Genomic DNA, 23,861 nt, shown 5'->3' on the forward strand with positions numbered 1-23,861 from the left:
GACGGAACTCTGACGCCGGAGCGTCACTGCTCGACGATCTCACCGTCCCGCAGTTCCAGCACCCGGTCGGCGAGGTCGAGCAGGGTGGCGTCATGGGTGGCGACCAGGGCGGTGACCTGTTCGCTGCGTACGACGGCCCGCAGCAGCTCCATCACGGAGTGCCCGGTCTCGGCGTCCAGCTGGCCGGTGGGCTCGTCGGCGATCAGCAGCGCGGGGTTGTTGGCGAGGGCTCGGGCGATGGCGACCCGCTGCTGCTGGCCGCCGGACAGCTCACCGGGGCGCTGGGCGGCGTGGTCGGCGAGGCCCACGAGGGCGAGCAGCAGCTCGACGCGCTCCTCGCGTTCACGGGGCGCGGCCCGGCGCAGTCGCATCGGTACGCCGACGTTCTCGGCGGCGGTGAGGATCGGGATGAGCCCGAAGGACTGGAAGACGAAGCCGACCCGGTCCCGGCGCAGGGCGAGCAGTCCGTCCTCGTCCAGCTCCGCGAGGTCCCGGCCGTCGACCTCGACCCGCCCGGCGTCCGGTGTGTCGAGTCCGCCGACGATGTTGAGCAGCGTGGTCTTCCCGGAGCCCGACCGCCCCTTGAGGGCGACCAGTTCTCCGCGCGGCACGTCGAAGGAGACGCCGCGCAGGGCGTGTACGGCGGCGCTGTCGTGACCGTACGACTTCCGTACGTCCTCGACGCGCACCATGGTCTCGGTGGCCACCTGGCTCATGTCGCGCCCTCCCCCGCCGTACGCCGTGAACCGGGCGCCAGTATCACCAACGGAGGCGGACGGGGCAACGGCCGGGACCCGATTGTCAGAGGCGGCTTCCCCCTCCGTACCGCGAAAGGGCCGCGTCCCTCCGGGGACGCGGCCCTCGCGGCGCGCGTACGGCGGAAAGCCGTACCGAGTCCTTGCCTAGCGAACCTCGGTGATCTCCGGTCCGCGCTGGAGCTGGCCCATGCCGCCGGCGAAGCGGGAGCCCTCCTCCTGCTGGACGCCCTCGGGGACCATCTGGGCGTCGTTCGGCAGCTTGAGGACGATCGGGTCCCGGGGGGCCATCGGGCCCTCGCCGCGGACGACGACCGTGTCCCGGAAGATCTGCTCCAGCAGACCGGCGGCCTGCGGCTGCACAGCGCCCTGGCCCGAGATCACACCGCGCAGGAACCAGCGGGGCCCGTCCACACCGACGAACCGCACGACCTGGAAGCCGCCCGTGCCGTCCGGCAGCTGCACCGGGACCTGGGCCCGCAGCTCCCAGCCCAGGGGACCCTCGACCTCGTCGACGATGCCGCCCTGCTGGGTGATGCCGGAGCCGATCTCCTCACGCACCTCGCCCCAGATGCCCTCGCGCTTGGGCGCTGCGAAGCCCTGGAGCTGGATGGCGCTGTCGCGCAGTACGACGGTCGCGGCGACGATCGCGTCGCCCGCGACCTCCACCCGCAGTTCCATGCCGTCGACCCCGGGGATGAACAGGCCGCCGAGGTCGACCCGGCCCTCGCCCGGGTCGCGGACCTCGGTGCTGTCCCAGGGCCCGTCGGGGCGCGGCTCGGGCTCGAGCCGCACGCGTTCGCGCTCTTCGTCCGCCTCGGTGTCGACGCTGTCGACGACCTGCTCGGTCTCGCCGGCCGCGTCCTCGGCGGCATCCCTCTTCTTGCGACGTCCGAACACGTCACTGTCCTTCCCGGTCGGATACGACCGAAGCGTATCGATTCCCACCCGTCGGGCCGCCCTCGGCGACCTGACCGCTTGTGCCGCTTGCACGGTCCAACCCGGCGTGGCCGCCGGTGGACCCGAAGCCCCCCTCGGCCCGCGCCGAGCCGGGAAGCTCCGCGACCTGACGGAAGCGGACCCTCTCGACCTGCTGGACGACCAGTTGGGCAATCCGCTCGAAGCGCTCGAACCGCACGCTCTCGCGCGGGTCGAGATTCACCACGATCACCTTGATCTCCCCACGGTACCCGGCATCAATCGTCCCCGGGGCATTCACGAGGGCGACACCGCAGCGCGCGGCCAGTCCGGAACGTGGGTGCACGAAGGCCGCGTACCCCTCGGGGAGCGCCACAGACACGCCCGTGGGCAGAACGGCGCGTTCGCCGGGCGCCAGCTCGCAGTCGACGGTGGTGCGCAGGTCGGCGCCCGCGTCACCGGGCTGCGCGTACTCCGGAAGCGGCACGTCGGGGTCGACGCGGCGGATCAGCACCTCGAGCCCGGCGCCGCTCACGGGTTCACCTCGAAGGCGCGGGCGCGACGGAGCTGGTCGGGGTCGTCCATGGCGGCGCGGATCTCCTCCTCGCGGCCGTTCTGGACGAAGTGCTCGACCTTGACCTCGATGAAGAGGGCGTCTGCGCGGACGGCCACCGGGCCGTCGGGCCCGCCGATGCGGCCGGTGGCCGTGGAGTAGATCTTCCGGCCGGCCACCGCGGTGACCTCGGCCTCGAGGTACAGCGTCGTGTCCACGGGCACCGGCCGCCGGAAGTCGGTCTCGAGCCGTCCGGTCACCGCGATCGTGCGCAGCAGCCAGTTCAGCGAACCCAGCGTCTCGTCGAGGGCGGTGGCCAGCACGCCGCCGTGCGCCAGACCGGGGGCGCCCTGGTGGGCGGGGCGGACGACGAACTCGGCGGTGATCGACACGCCTTCACCCGCCCGCGCCTGGAGGTGCAGTCCGTGGGGCTGGTCGCCGCCGCAGCCGAAGCACCGGCCGTAGTGGGCGCCGAGCAGCTCGCCGGGGGCGGGCGCGTCGGGGTGCCGTACGGGTTTCACGGCGTCGGCGGGGGGCTGGAGACCTGGGGAAGTACCACTCACAGGCGCAGACCTTACCCGTGCGTCGGCCGAACACCGATCCCGTGCCAAGCTTGGTTCATGCAGCTCTCCACGGCCCCGTACGAAGAACGCCTCACCGCGCCCCGCTCCTGGTGGCTGGTCTCCTTCCTGGTGGGGCTCGCGTTCGCGCTGATCCTGCTGCCCTTCGGCACGCTGCCGATGCTGGGCGGCCTGGCGGGCGGCACGGCGGTGGCGGCTGTGGCGGCCAGTTCGTACGGCGCGGTCCGCATCCGGATCGTGGGCGACTCGCTGATCGCGGGCGAGGCGAAGGTGCCGCTCTCGGCGCTGGGCGAGGCGGAGATCCTCGATCCGGAGGAGGCCCGCGCCTGGCGCACGTACAAGGCCGACACCCGGGCGTTCCTGCTGCTGCGCGCCTACATTCCGAGGGCCGTGCGCGTGCTGGTCACGGACCCGGAGGACCCGACTCCGTACCTGTACCTGTCGACGCGCGAGCCGGAGCGGCTGATCGAGGCCCTGACGGCGGCGAAGGCGGCTGCCGCGTAGCGCGGGACCGTGGCGCCGGGGGCGCACGGGACTCGCCGGCGCGCGTGCGGTCAGCGGTCGTCTTTGCCGAAGTTTTCCCCGCCGGGGTTCTCACCGCGGCCCGGGCGGCCGGACCCGATGCCCTTGGCGATCTCACCCATGTCCAGGGCGTCCTGCGGGCGCTCCAGGGCGGGCAGATCCTCCAGGGCGCTCCAGGCGACCTGGTGCTTGCGCAGGTCGGTCCGGATCCTGGCGGCCAGTTTTCGGGTGTCGCGGCGGTTCATGACGGCGCCCACGGCCGCACCCACCATGAAGGGCATCAGGTTCGGCAGGTCGCGCACCATCCGCTTCATGATCTGCTGGCGCAGCTGGCGCTTCATGTGGCTGTTCATCGCCGAGCCGAGGGTCGACGGCTTGGACACGTCGACACCGCGTTCGTCGGACCACGAGTTCAGGTACGCGGTGCTGCGCTGCGCGAGACCGCCGGGCGGGCGTACGCCGTAGACCTCGTGGAGTTCGGCGATCAGCTTGAGCTCGATCGCCGCGACGCCGGTGATCTCGGCGGCCAGTTCCGTGGGCATCGCGGGCGGTACGGGCAGCATCGCCGCCGCTCCGATGCCCGCTCCCACGGTCGCCGTGCCCTTGGCCGCGCCGGCCACGAGCCGGTCGGCGACTTCCTCGGGACCGAGCCCGGGAAACTGCCTGCGCAGCGTCGCCAGGTCCCGTACGGGCACGCGCGGGGCCAGATCGATGATCCGGTCGGCGAGGTGTGCCAGGGCGGCCCTGGCGCGGGCACCGCCGTTGCGGACGCCCTGTCCGGCCTTCTCCCGGAACGCCGCTGCCCGGCGCCGGGCAGCGGGTGCCGGCGGCCGCGCGGTCGCCGGGAGGTCACTCCGGTCGGCCACTGGCTCGAGCGGGGCCTTCCCCGTGTCGGTCGGGCCCCGCTCGTCGTCACGCGCGCTGTACGGACCGTCGGACGGCCCTTGGTCCGCTCCTCGTCGGGAGAAACGGCGCTTCCAGGGAGGGGTCGAGCCGGTGGTCACGGCCGACCCCGCCTCAGTCGCAGTCGCGGCAGATCGGCTGGCCGTTCTTCTCCCGGGCCAGCTGGCTGCGGTGGTGCACCAGGAAGCAGCTCATGCAGGTGAACTCGTCCTGCTGCTTGGGCAGTACACGGACGGCCAGTTCCTCGTTCGAGAGGTCGGCGCCGGGAAGCTCGAGGCCTTCCGCGGCCTCGAACTCGTCGACGTCGACGGCCGAGGCGGACTTGTCGTTCCGCCTCGCCTTCAGCTCTTCGAGACTGTCCGAGTCGACGTCGTCGTCGGTCTTGCGTGGAGTGTCGTAATCGGTTGCCATGGTCACTCTCCCCCTCTGGGTGTCTGCGGTGTCTTCAGCGCACGTAACGCGTGAGAGGCCGGACTTGTGCCCGACCCGAGGCGGAGATTTTGCCTCACATCAAGGTCTGTTACTCAATCGACACCCAACCGGACCCCTCACGAGTGATCGGCTTGGATGGCGATGGGGACCGTACACGGTCCGAATGCCGCACTTCAAAGGCGTCTCACCGTGTACTTCCCGTGATCCGGACCCCTGAAAACCGGGATTTTCCCGGCTTTCCGACAGGGTGCATGATCACGGAGAGTGGAGGGCGGGAAAACCTTGGTTGTGATCGATCACACACGCGACTCCCGGTCCAGTGGCCTGGAAATTCCGCTCAAAGCGAACATCCTCAGGTCTCGGTGAGATGTCGGGGTCATGATCTCAGACGGGCAGCGTCACTCGCATCACGAGCCCTCCGCCCTCGCGCGGCTGGGCGTAGATGTGCCCGCCGTGCGCCCGGGCCACGGACCGCGCGATGGACAGCCCGAGCCCGACGCCCTTGTCGCTGCCCGTCCGCTCGGTGCGCAGCCGCCGGAACGGCTCGAAGAGGTTGTCCACCTCGTACGCCGGTACGACCGGGCCCGTGTTGGTGACCACCAGGACCGCCTGTCCGCCCTCCACGGCCGTGGTGACCTCCACCCAGCCCTGTTCGGCCACGTTGTAGCGCACGGCGTTCTGGACGAGGTTCAGGGCGATCCGCTCCAGCAGGACGCCGTTGCCCTGGACCACCGCGGCCTCGCGGGTGCCGCGCAGCTCCACGCCCTTGGTCTCGGCCTCGGCGTGCACCTGGTCGATGGCCTGGCCGGCCACCTCGGCGAGGTCCACCGGTTTGCGCTCGACGATCTGGTTGTCGCTGCGGGCCAGCAGCAGCAGTCCCTCGACCAGCTGCTCGCTGCGTTCGTTGGTCGCCAGCAGCGTCTTGCCGAGCTGCTGGAGCTCCACCGGGGCACCCGGATCGGACAGGTGCACCTCCAGGAGGGTGCGGTTGATCGCCAGCGGCGTGCGCAGCTCGTGGGAGGCGTTGCCGACGAAGCGCTGCTGGGCGGTGAAGGCACGCTGCAGCCGCTCCAGCATGTCGTCGAAGGTGTCCGCCAGCTCCTTCAGCTCGTCGTCCGGACCGTCCAGCTCGATCCGGCGGGAGAGGTCGGAACCCGCCACCGCGCGCGCGGTGCGGGTGATCCGGCCCAGGGGGGAGAGGACGCGGCCGGCCATGGCGTAGCCGAAGGCGAAGGCGATCACGGCGAGACCGAGCAGCGCCAGCAGGGAGCGACTGAGCAGGTTGTCCAGGGCTACCTTGCGCTGGTGGTCCATGCAGTCGCTGATCGCCGCGTTGAAGTCGGACAGCGACAGGCCGCCGTTGTCGACCACCGGGCAGGTGCTGCTGGAGACCTTGAGGTCGGTGAAGTCCACGATCTTGTACAGCGGTTCGTTGCCGGTGCGCACCGCCTGGGCGGCGAGCAGGTAGATGATCGACAGCAGCAGGATGCCGGCGATCAGGAACATGCCGCCGTACAGCAGCGTGAGCCGTATCCGGATGGTGGGCCGCAGCCACGGCAGGGGCGTGACCGAGCGCGGGTCCCACGTGGGCTTGGGGGGCGCCCCGGGGGGCGCGGGTGTCGTCGCCACGGCCGATCAGATCCGGTAGCCGGAGCCGGGGACGGTGACGATGACGGGCGGCTCGCCCAGCTTGCGGCGCAGGGTCATCACGGTCACGCGCACGACGTTGGTGAACGGGTCGGTGTTCTCGTCCCAGGCCTTCTCCAGCAGCTGCTCGGCGGAGACCACCGCGCCCTCGCTGCGCATGAGGACCTCGAGCACGGCGAACTCCTTGGGAGCGAGCTGCACCTCCTTGCCGTCACGGAAGACCTCGCGGCGGTTCGGATCGAGCTTGATCCCGGCGCGCTCGAGGACGGGCGGCAGCGGCACGCTGGTGCGCCGGCCCAGGGCGCGCACGCGGGCGATCAGCTCGCTGAACGCGAAGGGCTTGGGCAGGTAGTCGTCGGCGCCGATCTCCAGGCCCTCGACCCGGTCGCTGACGTCGCCCGAGGCCGTGAGCATGAGCACGCGCGTGGGCATGCCCAGCTCGACGATCCTGCGGCAGACGTCGTCGCCGTGCACGAGGGGAAGGTCGCGGTCGAGGACGACCACGTCGTAGTCGTTGACGCCGATGCGCTCCAGGGCGGCCGCACCGTCGTACACGACGTCGACGGCCATGGCCTCCCGGCGCAGTCCGGTGGCCACCGCATCGGCGAGCAGCTGCTCGTCCTCGACGACGAGTACGCGCACGTCGCTTGTCCTTCCTGTGTCCACCCGCGTAGCGCTTCTCGGACGCACGAGGGCAGGGGGCTGGTGGGTGTGTTGCCTCCATCCTGCCCTTTTCGGCCATAAGTCGGCTGTAAGACGGGTGAGGGGCCGGTGACGAAGGAGGGTGCGGAAAGACCGCGGAAGCGGGAATGCGAGATTTTCTCGCGCGGTTGAGGTTTCCGCGAAGGGGAGCTGGGGGAGGACGGCTTTACACCCCGCGATCACGCTCTGCCTGTACCGCGTTACCGCGCGGTACGCCGCGGTCCGCTTCCGCAGAGCGGGCGTGGGTGTCCGGCACCGCCGCCGCCCGGCCGGGCAGCGCCGGGCACTCCACCGGAGACGTGATCGTCCCTTCCGATCGGCACACCCCCGTGCCAACGACCCACGACCCAGGACGAGGGGGCGCAGCATGGACGCTTTCACCGCAGGACTTCTGCAGCGCATAAAGACGACCGAGTCCGACCTCTCCCGGGCCCGCGACGAGGGCGACGAGTTCCTTGTCGAGGTGGAGCTGGGCGAGCTCGACGATCTGCGCCGTCTCGCTGCCGAGCACGGTGTGGAGGTCAGCGCGACCAACGCCTGATCGGCCCGTGGAGGACGAGGCCCCGGCGGGATCCAGCGCCGGGGCCTCGTCGTGCGGGTTGCCGTCCGGCGGTGGACGCAAAGAGACGGTCACCGGGGTCCTTCCGGGTCGGACGCCGCTGGGCCACGGCGGGCAGACAGGCGTCCGAACGGTCGGGCGGAGCCGCGACCCGTCCCCCGGCGCACGGTGCCCCGCACGCCGGGGGACGGCCCACGAACCCTGCGCACCCGGGCGCCGCCGACCGCCTCGCCGGCCCACGGCGCCGACGAGAGCCCCGGGGCACGGCACCGGCGGCACTCCCCCCGCGCCGGCCCGCACCGGCCTTCCGCCGGACTGCCGGACGCCTACGCGCCGAAGTCCGTCAGGAGCCGCTGGAGCGGTTCGAAGACGGCCGGGGTGGCAGCGATGGTCAGAGTGCCGGTGGGACGCTCACCGGGGCGTCCGCCGGTCACCGCGCCCGCCTCCCGGGCGATCAGGTCGCCCGCCGCGAGGTCCCAGGGATGCAGACCGCGCTCGTAGTAGCCGTCGAGGCGTCCCGCGGCCACGTCGCACAGGTCGATGGCGGCCGAGCCGCCGCGCCGGATGTCGCGCACCAGCGGAATGAGCCGCCGCGCGATCTCGGCCTGTTCCGCGCGGACGTCGGCGACGTAGTTGAAACCGGTGGAGACCAGCGCCTGGTCCAGCGGGGCCGCGGACCGGCAGGCGAGCCTGCGTTCGCCCTCCCAGGCGCCCGTCGCCCAGGCACCGCCGCCCAGCAGCGCGTGGCAGGACTCACCCCGCATCGGGGCGACGACCACGCCGGCCACCCGTTCGCCGTCGAGCTCGGCGGCGATGGAGACCGCCCATGTGGGCAGTCCGTAGAGGTAGTTCACCGTGCCGTCGAGCGGGTCGATGACCCAGCGGACGCCGCTGGTGCCCTCCCTCGCGGCGCCCTCCTCGCCGAGGAAGCCGTCGTCGGGGCGGCGGTCGGCGATCAGCCCGGTGATCAGCTTCTCCGCCGCGATGTCCATCTCGGTGACCACGTCGATCGGGCTGGACTTGGTGGCGGCGACCGCGAGGTCGGCCGGGCGGCCGTCCCGCAGCAGCTCGCCCGCGCGGTGGGCGGCCTCCTGGGCGATCTTCAGCAGGTCGGCATGGAGCGGGTCGGGCGTCACGTCGGTCACGGGGCTCCTCACGCGTAGGGACTGTCGGCGCCCGCGGCGGCGGGCCGGGGGGCACGGGCGGGGCAGCAGCCGACCGGGCACAGGTTGTGGCTCGCGCCGAGCGTGCCGAGGGCGCAGGGCGTGACCTCCTGCCCGCGCTCGTCGCCCGCCCGCTCCAGAACCAGGTCGCGGACGGCCGCGGCGAACCGCGGGTCGGCTCCCACGGTGGCCGAGCGGCGCACCGGCAGCCCCAGCTCCTCGGCCTTGGCGGTGGCCTCCGTGTCGAGGTCGTACAGGACCTCCATATGGTCGGAGACGAACCCGATGGGGGCCATGACCACGGCGGGGACACCGGCTGCCTGCCGCTCCTCCAGGTGGTCGCAGATGTCGGGCTCCAGCCACGGGATGTGCGGCGCGCCCGAGCGCGACTGGTAGACGAGCTGCCAGGGGTGGTCGACGCCGGTGCGCTCGCGCACGGCGTCGGCGATCAGCCGCGCCACGTCCAGGTGCTGACGCACGTACGCCCCGCCGTCACCGTGCTCCTCGACCGGCCCGGAGGTGTCGGCGGCGGAGGTGGGGATCGAGTGGGTGCAGAACGCGATGTGCGCGCCGTCCCGGACCTCCTCGGGCAGCTCGGCGAGGGAGCGGACGACCCCGTCGATCATGGGCTCGACGAAGCCGGGGTGGTTGAAGTAGTGCCGGAGCTTGTCGATCTTCGGCAGCTCCAGGCCCTCGGACTCCAGGGCGGCGAGCGCGTCCGCGAGGTTCTCGCGGTACTGGCGGCAGCCCGAGTACGAGGCGTAGGCGCTGGTGGCGAGGACCAGGACGCGGCGGCGGCCGTCGTGGACCATCTCGCGCAGGGTGTCCGTCAGGTACGGCGCCCAGTTGCGGTTGCCCCAGTAGACCGGCAGGTCCAGACCGTGCTCGGCGAAGTCCTTGCGGAGGGCGTCCAGCAGGGCGCGGTTCTGGTCGTTGATGGGGCTGACCCCGCCGAAGAGGAAGTAGTGCTGTCCGACTTCCTTGAGGCGTTCCTTGGGGATGCCGCGCCCCCGGGTCACGTTCTCCAGGAACGGGACCACGTCGTCCGGGCCCTCCGGGCCGCCGAACGAGAGCAGGAGCAGGGCGTCGTAGGGGCTGGCATCGAGCACGTCTGGCATGTCTCGATCCTGCCACCCGGCACTGACAGCGGGGAAACGGCGGGGCACCGACCGTGCGTTTCACCAGGTCCGAGGGGATGTTTCCGGGCGCGGTGACGAGTAATCTGTATCAACCGCGTTCGCACCTTACTAAGCCGTCACCAAGCCGTCACTGAGCCGTTCCCGGAGACCTCGTTGGCCAGTCCCTACCGTGCCCTGTTCGCCGTCCCCGGCACCAAGGGCTTCTCCGCCGCGGGTTTCCTCGGCCGGATGCCGCTGTCGATGATGGGCATCGGCGTGGTGACGATGATCTCGCAGCTCACGGGGCGGTACGGACTGGCCGGGGCCCTGTCGGCGACCATCGCGCTCGCCGCCGCCGTGGCGGGGCCCCAGGTCTCCCGCCTGGTGGACCGGTACGGGCAGCGCCGGGTGCTGCGCCCGGCGACGCTGGTGTCGCTGACCGCGGCGGCGGTGCTGCTGCCGGCCGCGCACTACGGGTGGCCGGACTGGGTGCTGTTCGTGGCCTGCGTCGGCATCGGCTGCGTGCCGAGCCTCGGCGCGATGGTCCGGGCCCGCTGGGCGGCCCTGTACCGGGGCACGCCGCAACTGCACACCGCGTACTCCTTCGAGTCCGTGGTGGACGAGATCTGCTTCATCTTCGGCCCGATCATCTCCATCGGCCTGTCCACGGCCTGGTTCCCGGAGGCCGGACCGCTGCTCGCCGCCTGTTTCCTGGCGACGGGCGTCTTCTGGCTGACCTCGCAGCGCGCCACCGAGCCGGAACCGCACCCGCGCGAGCACAAGGGCGGCGGCACCGCACTGCGCTCCCGGGGCCTCCAGGTCCTGGTCGGCACGTTCGCGGCCACGGGGACGATCTTCGGGGCCATCGACGTCGTCACCGTGGCGTTCGCCGAGGAGGAGGGGCACAAGGCCGCCGCCAGCCTCGTCCTCGCCCTCTACGCGGCGGGATCGTGCACGGCGGCCATGATTTTCGGGCTGCTGCGCTTCGCCGGACCGCCGGAACGCCGCTGGCTCCTGGGCGTGTGTGCGATGGCCGTGAGTATGATCCCCCTCCTACTGGTCGGAAACTTGCCGTTTCTGGCCGCGGCGCTGTTCGTTGCGGGTCTGTCCATCGCTCCCACGATGATCACGACGATGTCCCTCATCGAAGAGCACGTACCACGCACGCAGCTCACCGAGGGCATGACCTGGGTGAGTACCGGACTCGCGGTCGGGGTCGCCCTCGGCTCCTCCGCGGGCGGCTGGGTGATCGACGCCTCCGGGGCGCGTGCCGGGTACGGGGTTCCGGCGGTGGCCGGGGCCGTCGCGGTCGCGGTCGGTTTCCTCGGGTACCGCCGGCTCAAGCGGCCGGAACCGCGTCGGGGAGGGACCGTTGAGCAGCACACGCACGGCGAGCGGCAGGACGAGCGGCCGGAACGGCACATGGCGTAACTGGGGCGGCAACGTCTCCGCGCGCCCCGCGCGGGAAGTCGCTCCCGCCTCCGTCGACGAACTGGCCGGCGCCGTTCGCAGGGCGGCCGAGAACGGGCTGCGGGTCAAGGCCGTCGGCACCGGGCACTCGTTCACGTCGATAGCCGCGACGGACGGTGTGTTGATCCGCCCTCAACTGTTGACGGGCATCCGCAGCATCGACCGCGACTCCATGACGGTCACGGTCGGGGCCGGCACTCCGCTCAAGAGGCTCAACATGGCGCTCGCGCGTGAGGGCCTGTCGCTGACGAACATGGGCGACATCATGGAGCAGACCGTCTCCGGGGCCACCAGTACCGGCACGCACGGCACGGGCCGCGACTCCGCCTCGATCGCCGCCCAGATCCGGGGCCTGGAGCTGGTCACGGCGGACGGCTCGGTGCTGACCTGCTCCGAGGACGAGAATCCCGAGGTGTTCGCCGCCGCACGGATCGGCCTCGGCGCGCTGGGCGTCGTCACCGCGATCACCTTCGCCGTGGAGCCGGTCTTCCTGCTCACGGCCCGCGAGGAGCCGATGCCGTTCGACCGGGTCCTGGCCGACTTCGACGAACTGTGGTCGGAGAACGAGCACTTCGAGTTCTACTGGTTCCCGCACACCGGCAGCACCAACACCAAGCGCAACAACCGCAGCGCCGGTCCGGAGCAGCCGGTGGGGCGGTTCCAGGGCTGGCTGGACGACGAGTTCCTCTCCAACGGCGTCTTCCAGGCGGCCAACTGGGTCGGCCGCGCGGCGCCCGCCACCATCCCGGCGATCGCCCGGATCTCCAGCAGGGCACTCTCCGCGCGGACGTACACCGACACCCCCTACAAGGTCTTCACGTCCCCCCGCCGGGTGCGGTTCGTGGAGATGGAGTACGCCCTTCCGCGCGAGGCCGTCGTCGAGACGCTGCGCGAACTGAGAGCGATGGTCGACCGTTCGCGCCTGCGGATCAGCTTCCCGGTCGAGGTGCGCACGGCCCCGGCCGACGACATCACGCTGTCCACCGCATCGGGGCGCGACAGCGCGTACATCGCCGTACACATGTTCCGGGGCACGCCCTACCAGGCGTACTTCACCGCCGCCGAGCGCATCTTCACGGCGCACGAGGGCCGGCCGCACTGGGGCAAGGTGCACACCCGGGACGCCGAGTACTTCTCCCGGGTGTATCCGCGCTTCGGCGAGTTCACGGCGCTGCGGGACCGTCTTGACCCGGACCGTCTGTTCCAGAACGACTACTTGCGCCGGGTTCTGGGGCCGTAGCCGAGGCGCCCGGGTCGGGGGTTCCGGCGTCGCCGGCGCCCTCGTCGCCGGTGGCGTCCGGGGTGGGCGCCGGGCTGGAACCCGTGCCGCCGTCCTGCGTACCGCCGTCCCCCGTGGCACCGCCGTCCGGGCTTCCGGAAGGGCTGGGAGCAGGGGCGTCGCTGCCGGAACCGGAGTCCTTCGAATCGCCAGAGTCGCCCGAGACACCGGAGTCACCCGAGTCCCTGCCGTCCTGTGCGTCTTCGGAGCCACCGGAGTCACCCGACCCGCCCGACTCCCCCGAATCCGACGCGGACTTGTTGTGCCCGGTGAAGGCGCTGCCCACGGTGGTGCTGTGGCCGCCGCTCAGGTTCTGACCGGAGGCGACCTCGTACACGGTGATCCCGGCCATGGTGACGCCGAAGACGAGGGCCGCCGCGACCACCGGGCGCCGCCAGCCCCTGCTCCGCGCGCGGTAGACGGTCCCCTCGGTGAAATCCCCCGAAGCCGAGCCCGAACCCGAACCCGAAGCCGGTCCCGAAGCGGAAGCCCGTCCCGGGGCCGGAGCCCGCACGGCGGCCGGAACGGACGCGGTCCCCCCACCGATCCGCACGGTGGCGACGGTGCGCTTCACCCGGATCTGCTCCCCGGTGCGCTTGAAGAAGTGCTGGAGCACCGAGCCCCCGCAGGTGGCGACGACACTGATCAGACCGGCGCCGACGATCGTGCCGTAGACGCCGAAGGAGGAGGCGAGTTTGGCGGCCACCACCGCCGCCAGGGCGCTGCCCGCGACCTGGGGGACGCTCAGGTCGATCCGCCTGGATTCCCCCTTCGAACTCACGTCCGCCTCATCTGCGCCATCGGACCTTTCACGCATCCTCGGACCTTGCCTTCCTTTCCCGTACGGGAGCGATCAACTGCACGAGAAAGGGACGTGCGGCCGAAACCATTAGTTCCGTTTCTGGCGATTGCGTGAAGTACGCCACGTCCAAGATCGCGGAGATCGCGCCAGTGACGGCCGAGCGTCACCTCTTGCCAGAAGTTGGGCGGCGTGCCAATCCACGCACGTGGTCCGAATGGAGTACTGTTGCGAGCCCTGGAGCCGGTCTCCCGACAGGGGGCTCGGCACCTCGAAGGACCGCCGGGAGGGGGCTAGTTGCACAGGGTGACGAAGTTGGTCACTTAGCGTTGCGAACAGGTAACCGTGCCATAACGGCGATCCAGGGCCCGCGCCCGACACGCCGGGCAACTCGGCAAGGTTGTGGCAGGCTGCACCCGGGCAGGCCACACTCGACAGAGCGGAAGCAGCGACGCACGTGACGTCGGCAGGCACCACCCGGGAGGTCCCCATGCCCGAACTGCGTGTCGTGGCCGTCTCGAATGACGGCACACGGCTGGTGCTGAAGGCTGCGGACAGCACGGAGTACACGCTTCCGATCGACGAGCGGCTCCGGGCCGCCGTACGCGGCGACCGTCCCCGCCTCGGCCAGATCGAGATCGAGGTGGAGAGCCATCTCCGCCCCCGCGACATCCAGGCACGTATACGAGCCGGCGCGACCGCGGAAGAGGTCGCCCAGATGGCCGGCATCCCCGTCGACCGCGTACGGCGCTTCGAAGGGCCCGTGCTGGCCGAGCGCGCCTTCATGGCGGAGCGGGCCCGCAAGACCCCCGTCCGCCGCCCCGGCGAGAACTCCGGACCGCCCCTCGGCGAGGCCGTCCAGGAGCGGCTGCTGCTGCGCGGTGCCGACAAGGACACCGTCCAGTGGGACTCCTGGCGCCGCGACGACGGCACCTGGGAAGTCCTGCTGGTCTACCTGGTCGCGGGCGAACCGCACTCGGCGAGCTGGACGTACGACCCGCCCCGGCGGCTCGTGCAGGCCGTCGACGCGGAGGCACGCGCGCTGATCGGCGAGTCCGACGACCTCGCCGCGCCCGAGCCCAGCTTCCCGTTCGTGCCGCGCATCGCCCGGCTGCCGCGCGACCGGCCGCTGGACCGCACCCTCGACCGGGAGCAGCGGGAGCGTCCGAGCCTGCCCCCGCCGCCGTCCGAGCCGGCCGACGACACCGCGGCCACCGCCTCGGCCGAACGCGAACGCGACTCGCTCACCAGTCTGCTGGAGGCCGTACCGAGCTTCCGGGGCGACCTGGTGGTGCCCGAGCGCGCTCCGGAACCGGTGGAGGAGCCCGTCGAGGAACCCGAGGTGGAGGAGCCCCCCGCGCCCGCGGCGTCGGCCGGTTCCGCCTACGCGGACGTGCTCATGCCGCGCTCGGTGGCCAGCCACCGCGACCGCCTCACCGGTTCCACCGACCGCCAGGCCGAGGCCGACGGCGTCCGGCCGGGCCGCCGCGCGGCGGTGCCGAGCTGGGACGAGATCGTGTTCGGGACACGGCGCAAGAAGCAGGAGTAGGCCGAGTCCTCGCCGAACGAGCCGAGGCCGTACGCCGTGAGCCATGACGTGCACGAGGTCGGGGCCGCACCCACGCGGGTGCGGAGGAAGGCTCGTGACGCGCTCGAGGCGTATCGCGAGGCGACCGCGGACGAGGATCCGCGGGCGGAGTTGTTCCAGGCCGCGAAGGNCTGATGACTTCCGACTGAGTCCCGACGAGTTCCGACGAGTCCCGATGAATGAGGCCTTCTGATGTCCGTGGTGATGTCGGGGCCGCACCCACGCGGGTGCGGCCCCGACCTCGTGCACGGGCCTACTGCGGGTCCGGCCCCACGGCGACCGGTCGGTCCGGGTCCGACGACCACTCGGACCACGAGCCCACGTACAGCGCCGCCGGAATGCCCGCCACCGCCAACGCGAGCACTTCGTGGGCGCCCGACACGCCCGAACCGCAGTACACGCCGACCGCCCCGTCCTCCGTGGCGCCCAGGGTCTTGAAACGCGCCCGGAGTTCCTCGGCCGGCAGGAAACGCCCGTCCGCGGCCACGTTGGCGGTCGTGGGCGCGGACACGGCGCCCGGGATGTGGCCGCCGACCGGATCGATCGGCTCGACCTCGCCCCGGTAGCGCTCCCCCGCGCGGGCGTCGAAGAGCACTCCGGACCGGGCGAGCGCGGCGGCTCCGTCCGCGTCCAGCAGTCCCACCGCGCCCGGCACCGGCGCGAAGTCACCCTCCGCCGGCGTCGGGACGTCCGTCGACAGCGGCGCCTCCCAGGCCGTCAACCCGCCGTCGAGGACCCGCACGTTCGGGTGACCCGTCCAGCGCAGCAGCCACCAGGCGCGGGCCGCCGCCCACCCCTGTCCGCCGTCGTAGACGACGACCGGCCGCCCCGGCGACACGCCCGCCCGGCGCATCGCCGCGCCGAACTCCGCCACGTCGGGCAGCGGGTGCCGGCCGCTCGCGCCGGGGGCGGAGGCGAGTTCCCTGTCCAGGTCGACGTAGACGGCACCGGGCAGGTGCCCTGCCTCGTACTCGGCCCGGCCGTCGAACGGCGGGGCGCCGGCCGCCTTCGCCGTGCTCAGCTGCCAGCGGACGTCGAGGAGGACGGGCGGGCGGGCGCCCGCCAGTTCGTCGGCGAGTTCGGATGCGGAGATGATGGCGTTCATGGCCCCATCCTGACGTACCGAGTGGCCGAGGCGTCGATGTCGGGCTACTCTGCCCGCCGGACAGTACCGATCACGAGGCGTACGGGTTCGGGCACATGCTGTACTGCCCGGGCAGGCGGGCTGCCCCACGAGAGCGAGCACGCCCGAGGCGCCGCGCCGGATCCGGCGCCGGCTTCGGTGCGCAGGCCCGTCGGAGCGGAAGCGGACGCACGGCCCGCGGAGGGCCGAGAAGAGGGTGACGATGACCGACGCACGGGGATCGGAGAGCCGGGTCGGCGAGACGAACGCCCGGCGCGCACCCGGCACACCCTGCTGGGTGAGTCTGATGGTGCACGGACCGGCCGCCACCCACGACTTCTACGGTGCCCTGTTCGGCTGGGAGTTCCGGCCAGGGCCCCAGCAACTGGGCCCGTACGCGCGGGCGCTGCTCGACGGACGGGAGGTGGCCGGCATCGGGCAGCTGCCTCCGGACCGGCAACTGCCCACCGCCTGGACGCCCTACTTCGCCTCCGACGACGTCAACCGGACGGCCGAAACGGTGCGCCTGTGCGGCGGCACGGTCGGCGTCGGTCCCCTGGACGCGGGCGAGGCGGGCCGCATGGCCCTCGGCTCCGACCCGGCCGGCGCCGTCTTCGGCACCTGGCAGGCGGCCGCGCATCTGGGCACGGCCGTCGCCGGGGTCCCCGGCACACCGGCGTGGAACGAGCTGCTGACCTACGAGACGACGAGCGTCGCCAAGTTCTACGAGACGGTGTTCGGCTTCGAACTGGCCCCGGAGACCTCCACCGACCGCGACTACGTCACCCTGCGCCTCGGCGGCCGCCCCGTCGCCGGCATCCACGGCGTCGGCGACGCCCTGCCGCGCGTCCGGGGTCCGCACTGGATGACGTACTTCGAGGTGGCCGACGCGGACGAGTCCGTTGAGCTGCTCGTCGACCTGGGCGGGCACGTTCTGGCGCCGGCGCAGGACACGCCCCACGGCCGGGTGGCGACGGTGGCGGATCCGGAGGGGGCGCGGTTCTCGTTGCTGAGCGGGGACCGGTGACGGCCGAGGCCGACTGACCGGGCGGTCAGGCAGGAACCCCGTACCGTCTCCACCCAGGCCGGGGCTCGGGCGCACCGTCGCCGATCAGGGCCGCGACGAGCCGGCAGGACGAGGGCTCGGCGGGCCAGGCGGTGAGACCGTCGGTGAGGACGATCACGATGGTGGGGCGGTCGCGTGCCTCGGGGGCGGCGTCGATACCGACGCGCATGGTGGCGGCGCGGGCGGCCACGTCGGGTACGCCCGCGTCCACTGCCTTGGCCGGGACCCGCCGGCCGGCCTCCCAGCGCGGCCGGGTGAGACCGCTCCGGACGGGTCCGGCCTGGAACGGGCGGTGTGTCCGAGCGCGGTCAGTGGTACAGCACCGGGCTGATGCGGGGTGAGTCGATGTTGGTCTTGTCGTACCAGAAGTAGCCGGTGTCGATCACCTCGGGCAGTTCCTCGCCCTTGATGGCCTTGACGGCGGAGGCGACGACCTGCTCGCCGATCTTTATCGGGTTCTGAGTGATCGCGCCCCGCATCCGGCCCTCGTTGATCGCGTTGATCTGGCCCTGGCCCGAGTCGAAACCGATCGTGGTGATGTCCGTCCTGCCGCTCTCCTTGACGCCCTGGATGACGCCCATGGCGGAGCCCTCGTTGGAGCCGTAGATGCCCTTGACCCCGGGGTTGCCGGCGATGATGGCCTTGGTGATGTCCGCGGACTTGGTCTGGTCGCCGCCGCCGTACTGGACGGGGAGCAGCTCGATGCCGGGGGCGTGCTCGCGCATCCAGTCGGCGAAGCCGTCGCGACGGTCGATGCCGGAGCCGCTGGTCTGACTGTGCACGACCATCGCGACCTTGCCCTTGCCGCCCAGGGCCTCGGCCATGTGCTCGGCGGCCTCGGCGGCGGCCGCCTTGTTGTCGGTCGCCGCCGTGGTCAGCGGGATGTCACTGTCGACACCGGAGTCGAAGGCGATGACCGGGACCCCGTCACGCTTCGCCTGCTTCAGCGACGGCTCCACGGCCCGGGAGTCCAGGGCGGCCAGGCCGATCGCGTCGGGCTTCTTGCCCAGGCTGTTGGCGACCATGTTGACCTGGGCCTCGACCTCGGTCTCCGTCGCCGGGCCCTCGAAGCTGATGGTGACGCCCTGCTTCTTCGCCTCGCGCTCGGCGCCCTCCTTCACCGCCTGCCAGAACTGCTGCTGGAACCCCTTGGAGACGATGGCGATGTAGGGCTTGCCGCCCTCGCCGTCCGCCTGTCCTCCGCAGGCGGTGACGGTGAGGGCCAGGGTGATCGCCGCGGCGGCGGCCCGCACGGCGCGGGTGGTGCGCGTGCGGCGTCGGTTCGGTTTCATGGCGTCGGTGCTTCCCTTCCACATGTCGCTGGCCAGTCGGTCGTCAGGCCGCCGTGCGCTTCCTTGCCATGTCCGCGTAGACCGCGGCGACGATCACGCAGCCGAGGATGACGTTCTGCCACTCCTGCGGAACGGAGGTGATCTGCAGTCCGTTGTTGAGCACCGAGATGATCAGGGCGCCGATGACCGTGCCGACGATCGACCCCTTGCCTCCCGACAGGGAGGTGCCGCCGATGACGACCGCGGCGATAGCCTGAAGTTCGTAGCCCATGCCGGTCGCGGGCTGGGCCGAGCCGAGCCGGGCGGAGATCAGGACGCCCGCCAGGCCGATGAAGAGCCCGGAGATGACGTACACGACGATCTTCCACTTCCGCACGTTGATGCCCGAGAGGGAGGTGGCCTCCTCGTTGCTGCCGATCGCGTACGTGTAGCGGCCGAGGAGCGTGCGGTTGAGGACGATGCCCGCCAGGATCGCGGCGCCGGCCAGGATGAGGACGGCGTTCGGGAAGTCGGCGCCCGGGATGATGCTGCCGGTGGAGATCTCCGTGTAGCCGGTGTCGTCGGAGAAGTAGATCGGGGCGCTGCCGGAGATCACCAGCGCGAGGCCCTGGGCGACCAGCATCATCGCCAGCGTCGCGATGAACGGCGGCAGTCTGAGGAAGGTGACGTTGACCCCGTTCACCAGACCGATGAGCCCGCCGAAGAGGACCGCCCCGAGCACGCCGACGACGACGGGCAGTCCCATGTCCGTGATGAACACCCCGGACATCACGGCGGTCAGCGCCATCCCGGTGCCGACGGACAGGTCGATGCCACCGGTGACGATGACGAAGGTGACGCCGAGGGCGAGTGTGCCGATCACCACCGTCGAGAACAGCATCGAGGTGACGTTGCTGTAGTTGAGGAAGTGCGGGCTCGCGAAGGCGAAGAACACGAAGATCGCGATCAGGCTCGCGAAGGCCAGCATCTGCTGGAACTTGCCGGTCAGTGTCGCGCGCACGGCGCCGGACCCGGACTGTCCGTCGGGCCGCTGCGGGGTGGTGGCCGTTGTGGGGGCTGTCATGTCGCTTCTTTCCTGTCTTCGTGCACGGGACGAAGTGAGGGTGGGGGCGTGAGGGACGGGAGGGCGGCGGGGGCTGGTGCCGCCCGGCGCGGTCTCAGACCGCGCCGGGCCTGTCGGCCGCCGCGCCTGCTGCCGCGGGCCGCAGGGTCGCGTAGTGCATGACTGCCTCCTGCGTGGCCTCACCGGCCGGGAGCTCCCCGGTGATGCGGCCCTCGCTCATGACGATCACGCGGTGCGACATCCGCAGTACTTCGGGGAGTTCGGAGGAGATCATGACGATCGACTTGCCCTGGCTCGCCAGGTCGTTGAGCAGGTCGTAGATCTCCTCCTTGGCGCCCACGTCGATGCCGCGCGTCGGCTCGTCGACGATGAGGACGTCACAGTCCTTGGCGAGCCACTTGGCGATGACCACCTTCTGCTGGTTGCCGCCGGAGAGATGCTTGACCGTCTGTCCCAGCGAGGGGGTCTTGATGCGCAGGGAGCCCACCAGGTCACGGGCGGTCTCCCGGAGCGCACCGTCCTTGACGAACCCGAACGACTGGAAGCGGTCGCCGAGCGAGCTGAGGCCGATGTTGGTCGCCACGTCCGTGTCCAGCATCAGGCCGAGGCGTTTGCGGTCCTCGGAGAGGTAGCCGACGCGGTGCCGGGCGGCGTCCGCGGGGTTCTTGATCTTCACCGGACGGCCGTGCAGCGTCAGGGTGCCGGACTCCACGGGGTCGGCGCCGACGATCGCGCGGGCGACCTCCGTACGGCCCGATCCCATCAGCCCCGCCAGGCCGAGGATCTCCCCCTTCTTCAGCTCGAACGAGACGTCGCGGAGCAGCGGCCCGGTCGTCAGCCCCTCGACGGCCAGGACCGTCTCGCGGTCGTCGCGGACGCCTTCGGGGCCCGCGTCCGCCTTGAGTTCACGGCCCACCATGTGGGTGATCACCTCGGGCATGGTGGTGTCCGCGGTGTCCAGGGTCGTGACGTAACGCCCGTCGCGGACGACGGTGATGCGATCGGAGATCGCCTTCAGCTCGTCCATGCGGTGCGAGATGTAGATGACGCCCCTGCCCGGCCCCACGAATCTGCCGATCAGGGCGTGCAGCGCCGCCACCTCGGCATCGTTCAGGGCCGCCGTCGGCTCGTCCATGATCAGAACTCTGGCGTCGTACGACAGCGCCTTGGCGATCTCGGTCATCTGCTGCTGCGCCACGGTGAGGTCACCGACGCGCCACTGGGGGTCGAGCGGCAGCCCGAGCTGTTCCGTCAGCTCCCTCGCCCTGTCGTTGAGTGCCCTCTCCCGCAGCAGGAGCCTGCCACGGGGCTCGCGCCCGATGAAGATGTTCTGCGCGACCGTGAGGTCGGGCATCAGGTTGAACTCCTGGTGGATGATGCTGATGCCGAGCCGCTGGGCATGCCGGGGGCTCTCGATGCGGACCGGGCTTCCGTCGAGGGAGAACTCCCCCGTGTCCGGGGTGTGGATGCCTGACAGCACCTTCATGAGCGTGGACTTGCCGGCCCCGTTCTCGCCGACGAGCGCGAGCACTTCGCCGCTCCTGAGCTCGAGCCGCATGTCCTGGAGCGCCTGGACACCCGGGAACCCCTTGGAGACGCCTTTCAGGCTCAACAGTGCCGGGTGGTCCCCGGCCGCGTGAACGTTCATGAGCAAGCACCGCCAGACCGAGAAAACGATTTCACCAGAGGGTAAGAAGTGCCCTTCGCGTCGTCAATGGCCAGGGCGAGGAAGGCGAGAACCCCGGCGGATGATCACAGGTTCTGCACACAGACCGCCCCAGGGCTGCATGAAATCGATTTCTCGTACGGCCCGAAACGAGGCCCCGCGATACGGATCAGGTCGCGGAGAGGGGCAGCACGTCGGGTGACAGGGCCGCGGCGCGCGCCGTCGCACTCGTCACCCGCCTGCGGTGATGGCGTCGGCACAGCACCTCGTAGCCGATCTCGTCCGGGGACTGGGCCACGTCGCCGACCACCACCTGGGCGCCCTCGACGACCATGACGCCGCCGACGGTGCGGGCGTTGTGCGTGGCGCGGGCGCCGCACCAGCACAGGGCTTCGACCTGGAGCACCTCGACCCGGTCGGCGAGTTCCACCAGGCGCTGGGAGCCGGGGAAGAGCTTGGAGCGGAAGTCGGTGGTGATGCCGAAGGCGTACACGTCGACGTCGAGGTCGTCGACCACCCGCGCGAGCTGGTCGATCTGGTCCGGCGCGAGGAACTGCGCCTCGTCCGCGATCACGTAGTCCACGCGCCCGCCCTGCGAGAGGTGGTCGACGACATGGGCGTACAGGTCCTGGCCGTCCCCGACCTCGACCGCGTCGGTGACGAGGCCGAGGCGGGAGGAGAGCTTGCCCTCGCCCGCGCGGTCGTCGCGGGTGAAGATCATGCCGGCCAGTCCGCGCGCCGAGCGGTTGTGCTCGATCTGGAGAGCCAGTGTCGACTTCCCGCAGTCCATCGTTCCGGAGAAGAACACCAGCTCGGGCATGAGGGGTTGGGCACCTTTCGGCAACGAGGCAGAGCTTTGCGGGGTGTCAGGAGCGTACTTCGAGCAGCGGGACGAGCTGCTCGGCAGGGGTCATCGAGCCGTGGTTGCCGACCATCGCCGACTCCTTGGGCTCACGCTCGGAGGCGATGAGCAGGACGTCCTCGCGTGCGGCGGCGACCACGTCGCCGATGCGGTCGTACACCCGGTCGTCGATGCGGGGGCCGAACCAGCCCGCCGCGATCGCCTCGTCCCGCGAGGCCACCCAGAACTGCTCGCCGAGCACCTCGCGCCAGCAGGTCAGCACGTCGCTGTGGGCGCCGGGGACGGCGTAGACGTGGCGGGCGCGGCCCTCGCCGCCGAGGAGGGCGACGCCCGCCTTCAGCTCCCAGTCCTCGTCGAAGTCGATGCGGTGGTCCTCGTCGAAGGGCACGTCGACCATGCCGTGGTCGGCGGTGACGTACAGGGCGCTGCGCGGCGGCAGCTGCTCGGCGAGGCGCTGGACGAGGCGGTCGACGTGCGCGAGCTGGCCGCGCCAGGTGTCGGAGTCGACGCCGAAGCGGTGGCCGGCGCCGTCGACCTCGGCGTAGTACGTGTAGACGAGGGCGCGGTCGGCGCGGGCCAGCTGCTCGGCGGCGCAGTCCATCCGGTCCTCGCCGGACAGCCGTCCGTGGAACTCACCGCCGCTGAGCGCGACCTTGGTCAGCGGAGTGTTCGCGAAGGTGGGCGACGAGACCTGGGCGGCGTGCACGCCCGCCTCGTGGGCGAGGCCGAAGACGGTCGGATACGGCTGCCAGGGGCCCGGCGCGGTCCACGGCTGCCAGCGCAGCTGGTTCATCAGCGCGCCGGTGTCCGGATTGCGCACGGTGTACCCGGGCAGGCCGTGGGCGCCGGGCGGCAGACCGGTGCCGACGGAGGCCAGGGAGGTCGCGGTGGTCGCCGGGTATCCGGCGGTGATCGGGCGCCCGGTGCCGCCGCGCGAGCTGTCCAGCAGCGAGCTGAGGAAGGGGGCGTCGTCCGGGTGCGCGCGCAGCTGTTCCCAGCCGAGGCCGTCGATCAGGAAGACGCAGTTGCGGTCGGCGGGCGTCAGCTCGGTGATCCCCGCGGTCATGCCGGGGACGCCGAGGCCGGCGGCCAGGGTGGGCAGCAGGTCGGCGAGGGAGCCCGTGCCGTACTCGGGTACGGGGGCGGAGTCGACGGGGAGCGGTTCCGGGTGGGTGTCCCAGGCGGTGTGCTGCACCATCAGCGGGCGGAGTCCGCGGTCGCCTCGGAGAGGGCCTGGGCGAAGGCGAGCGCCTGGCGCACCGTCTCGGGGCCGTCGCCGGCCTCGCTGACGCGCAGGCTGAGGTCGTCGGCGGTCGAGCTGCCCGTGTAGCCGTGGTCGGCCTCGCAGTTGGGGTCGCCGCAGGCGGCCGGCTCCAGGTCGAGGCGGGAGACGGCGCCCCAGCCGATGGTCAGCACGATCTCGCGGGGCAGCGTGCCCGGCTTGTACTGCTCCGGGTTGGCGACGACGCGGCTGACGACGATGGACGAGATCCGGCCGAGCTTGACGGACTCCGTGGACGTCGTGGCGTACGGCGTCGGGGAGGTGTCGTCGGCGGCCTGCTCGTCGGTGTGGCTGACGATGAAGCGGTTGCCGGTGAGCACCAGCACGGTCACGTGCCGGCGCACCTCGTTCTGGTCGAACGTCGTCTCCTGGTGGACCAGGTACGACCGCACGGGCTCGCCGCCCACGGCGGCCTCCACCGCATCGGCCACGAGGGCCGGGTAGTAGCCGCTGCGCTCGATCGCCGCTCGCAGCCCCTGGGTCGTCGTACTGGTCTTGGCCATGCCGTCCATCCTACG

At 71.5% G+C, this 23,861-nt stretch carries 25 protein-coding genes and 1 pseudogene; 6 read left to right on the forward strand and 20 right to left on the reverse strand.

Features of this window, described 5'->3' with window-relative positions:
- Positions 1-23 precede the first annotated feature (23 nt).
- The 4 genes from ABS735_RS27575 to ABS735_RS27590 all read right to left on the reverse strand — a co-directional run bounded on the left by ABS735_RS27575 (position 24) and on the right by ABS735_RS27590 (position 2,789).
- The gene (locus tag ABS735_RS27575) at positions 24-716 is read right to left on the reverse strand and encodes an ABC transporter ATP-binding protein (protein WP_373903551.1); all 693 of its coding nucleotides are present in this window, start codon (positions 714-716) and stop codon (positions 24-26) included.
- A gap of 186 nt (positions 717-902) precedes the next feature.
- The gene (locus ABS735_RS27580; protein ID WP_052840057.1) at positions 903-1,655 is read right to left on the reverse strand and encodes a DUF3710 domain-containing protein; all 753 of its coding nucleotides are present in this window, start codon (positions 1,653-1,655) and stop codon (positions 903-905) included.
- Position 1,656: 1 nt separating this feature from the next.
- Positions 1,657-2,208 (reverse strand): dUTP diphosphatase, encoded by a 552-nt coding sequence (dut, locus tag ABS735_RS27585; RefSeq protein ID WP_373903550.1) that lies wholly within the window; start codon positions 2,206-2,208, stop codon positions 1,657-1,659.
- Positions 2,205-2,789: a PaaI family thioesterase gene (locus ABS735_RS27590; protein ID WP_373903549.1), complete on the reverse strand. Its 585-nt coding sequence runs from the start codon at positions 2,787-2,789 to the stop codon at positions 2,205-2,207. Before ABS735_RS27590 ends, dut begins: the two co-directional genes overlap by 4 nt.
- A gap of 57 nt (positions 2,790-2,846) precedes the next feature.
- Here ABS735_RS27590 and ABS735_RS27595 point away from each other — a divergent pair, with 57 nt between their 5' ends.
- The gene (locus ABS735_RS27595) at positions 2,847-3,311 is read left to right on the forward strand and encodes a DUF3093 domain-containing protein (RefSeq protein ID WP_373903548.1); all 465 of its coding nucleotides are present in this window, start codon (positions 2,847-2,849) and stop codon (positions 3,309-3,311) included.
- Positions 3,312-3,361: 50 nt separating this feature from the next.
- Here ABS735_RS27595 and ABS735_RS27600 read toward each other — a convergent pair whose 3' ends face one another.
- The 4 genes from ABS735_RS27600 to ABS735_RS27615 all read right to left on the reverse strand — a co-directional run bounded on the left by ABS735_RS27600 (position 3,362) and on the right by ABS735_RS27615 (position 6,953).
- On the reverse strand, positions 3,362-4,333 hold the full coding sequence (locus ABS735_RS27600; RefSeq protein ID WP_373903547.1) for a hypothetical protein: 972 nt from the start codon (positions 4,331-4,333) through the stop codon (positions 3,362-3,364).
- Positions 4,334-4,346: 13 nt separating this feature from the next.
- Entirely contained in the window at positions 4,347-4,643 is a 297-nt protein-coding gene (locus ABS735_RS27605) for a DUF4193 domain-containing protein (RefSeq protein ID WP_003993510.1), read from the reverse strand.
- Positions 4,644-5,048: 405 nt separating this feature from the next.
- Positions 5,049-6,293: a sensor histidine kinase gene (locus ABS735_RS27610; protein ID WP_373903546.1), complete on the reverse strand. Its 1,245-nt coding sequence runs from the start codon at positions 6,291-6,293 to the stop codon at positions 5,049-5,051.
- 6 nt (positions 6,294-6,299) lie between these two features.
- Complete coding sequence (locus ABS735_RS27615) at positions 6,300-6,953, reverse strand: response regulator transcription factor (RefSeq protein WP_007387794.1); 654 nt, start codon at positions 6,951-6,953, stop codon at positions 6,300-6,302.
- 427 nt (positions 6,954-7,380) lie between these two features.
- Between ABS735_RS27615 and ABS735_RS27620 the strand changes: the two genes are divergently transcribed.
- Complete coding sequence (locus tag ABS735_RS27620) at positions 7,381-7,554, forward strand: hypothetical protein (RefSeq protein WP_007387792.1); 174 nt, start codon at positions 7,381-7,383, stop codon at positions 7,552-7,554.
- A gap of 344 nt (positions 7,555-7,898) precedes the next feature.
- Here ABS735_RS27620 and ABS735_RS27625 read toward each other — a convergent pair whose 3' ends face one another.
- Together ABS735_RS27625 and ABS735_RS27630 are read right to left on the reverse strand one after the other, a co-directional pair.
- On the reverse strand, positions 7,899-8,717 hold the full coding sequence (locus tag ABS735_RS27625; RefSeq protein WP_373903545.1) for an inositol monophosphatase family protein: 819 nt from the start codon (positions 8,715-8,717) through the stop codon (positions 7,899-7,901).
- An 8-nt stretch (positions 8,718-8,725) separates the two neighbouring features.
- Positions 8,726-9,853, reverse strand: a complete 1,128-nt coding sequence (locus ABS735_RS27630) for a ferrochelatase (protein ID WP_373903544.1) — start codon at positions 9,851-9,853, stop codon at positions 8,726-8,728.
- Between the two features lie 174 nt (positions 9,854-10,027).
- Between ABS735_RS27630 and ABS735_RS27635 the strand changes: the two genes are divergently transcribed.
- A complete protein-coding gene (locus ABS735_RS27635) occupies positions 10,028-11,284 on the forward strand; it encodes an MFS transporter (protein WP_373903543.1) in 1,257 nt (418 codons plus the stop codon).
- Positions 11,226-12,563: a D-arabinono-1,4-lactone oxidase gene (locus tag ABS735_RS27640; RefSeq protein ID WP_373903542.1), complete on the forward strand. Its 1,338-nt coding sequence runs from the start codon at positions 11,226-11,228 to the stop codon at positions 12,561-12,563. Before ABS735_RS27635 ends, ABS735_RS27640 begins: the two co-directional genes overlap by 59 nt.
- Here ABS735_RS27640 and ABS735_RS27645 read toward each other — a convergent pair.
- Positions 12,487-13,419, reverse strand: a complete 933-nt coding sequence (locus tag ABS735_RS27645; RefSeq protein ID WP_373903541.1) for an ICP22 family protein — start codon at positions 13,417-13,419, stop codon at positions 12,487-12,489. The two genes, ABS735_RS27640 and ABS735_RS27645, sit on opposite strands and share 77 nt — an antisense overlap.
- Positions 13,420-13,891: 472 nt before the next feature.
- Between ABS735_RS27645 and sepH the strand changes: the two genes are divergently transcribed.
- Positions 13,892-14,950 carry a septation protein SepH gene (sepH, locus tag ABS735_RS27650; RefSeq protein ID WP_153177574.1) on the forward strand — a complete coding sequence of 353 codons (1,059 nt, stop codon included), beginning with the start codon at positions 13,892-13,894 and terminating at the stop codon, positions 14,948-14,950.
- Between the two features lie 292 nt (positions 14,951-15,242).
- Here sepH and ABS735_RS27655 read toward each other — a convergent pair whose 3' ends face one another.
- Entirely contained in the window at positions 15,243-16,094 is an 852-nt protein-coding gene (locus tag ABS735_RS27655) for a sulfurtransferase (protein ID WP_373903540.1), read from the reverse strand.
- Positions 16,095-16,335: 241 nt separating this feature from the next.
- Here ABS735_RS27655 and ABS735_RS27660 point away from each other — a divergent pair, with 241 nt between their 5' ends.
- Entirely contained in the window at positions 16,336-17,139 is an 804-nt protein-coding gene (locus tag ABS735_RS27660; protein WP_373903539.1) for a VOC family protein, read from the forward strand.
- A gap of 25 nt (positions 17,140-17,164) precedes the next feature.
- On the opposite strand, the gene ABS735_RS27665 is transcribed toward ABS735_RS27660, so the two are convergent.
- The 8 genes and pseudogenes from ABS735_RS27665 to ABS735_RS27700 form a co-directional block, all read right to left on the reverse strand.
- Positions 17,165-17,368: a hypothetical protein gene (locus tag ABS735_RS27665; protein WP_373903538.1), complete on the reverse strand. Its 204-nt coding sequence runs from the start codon at positions 17,366-17,368 to the stop codon at positions 17,165-17,167.
- Positions 17,369-17,486: 118 nt separating this feature from the next.
- Positions 17,487-18,470, reverse strand: a complete 984-nt coding sequence (locus ABS735_RS27670; RefSeq protein ID WP_373903537.1) for an ABC transporter substrate-binding protein — start codon at positions 18,468-18,470, stop codon at positions 17,487-17,489.
- Positions 18,471-18,513: 43 nt separating this feature from the next.
- Entirely contained in the window at positions 18,514-19,533 is a 1,020-nt protein-coding gene (locus ABS735_RS27675) for an ABC transporter permease (RefSeq protein ID WP_373903536.1), read from the reverse strand.
- A 94-nt stretch (positions 19,534-19,627) separates the two neighbouring features.
- Positions 19,628-20,716, reverse strand: coding sequence for a sugar ABC transporter ATP-binding protein (locus tag ABS735_RS27680; protein ID WP_476755889.1), 1,089 nt, complete (start codon positions 20,714-20,716; stop codon positions 19,628-19,630).
- Positions 20,711-21,085 (reverse strand): annotated as a pseudogene (locus ABS735_RS27685) (ATP-binding cassette domain-containing protein); the annotation flags it as partial. The pseudogene ABS735_RS27685 and the gene ABS735_RS27680, both read right to left, overlap by 6 nt.
- Before the next feature lie 283 nt (positions 21,086-21,368).
- Complete coding sequence (locus tag ABS735_RS27690) at positions 21,369-22,019, reverse strand: thymidine kinase (protein WP_373903534.1); 651 nt, start codon at positions 22,017-22,019, stop codon at positions 21,369-21,371.
- A 46-nt stretch (positions 22,020-22,065) separates the two neighbouring features.
- Entirely contained in the window at positions 22,066-23,259 is a 1,194-nt protein-coding gene (locus ABS735_RS27695) for an alkaline phosphatase family protein (protein WP_373903533.1), read from the reverse strand.
- On the reverse strand, positions 23,259-23,855 hold the full coding sequence (locus tag ABS735_RS27700) for a DUF5998 family protein (protein WP_193776724.1): 597 nt from the start codon (positions 23,853-23,855) through the stop codon (positions 23,259-23,261). Before ABS735_RS27700 ends, ABS735_RS27695 begins: the two co-directional genes overlap by 1 nt.
- Between the last annotated feature and the right edge of the window lie 6 nt (positions 23,856-23,861).

It is taken from the genome of Streptomyces sp. MMCC 100 (genome assembly GCF_041538145.2).
Taxonomy (GTDB): Bacteria; Actinomycetota; Actinomycetes; order Streptomycetales; family Streptomycetaceae; genus Streptomyces.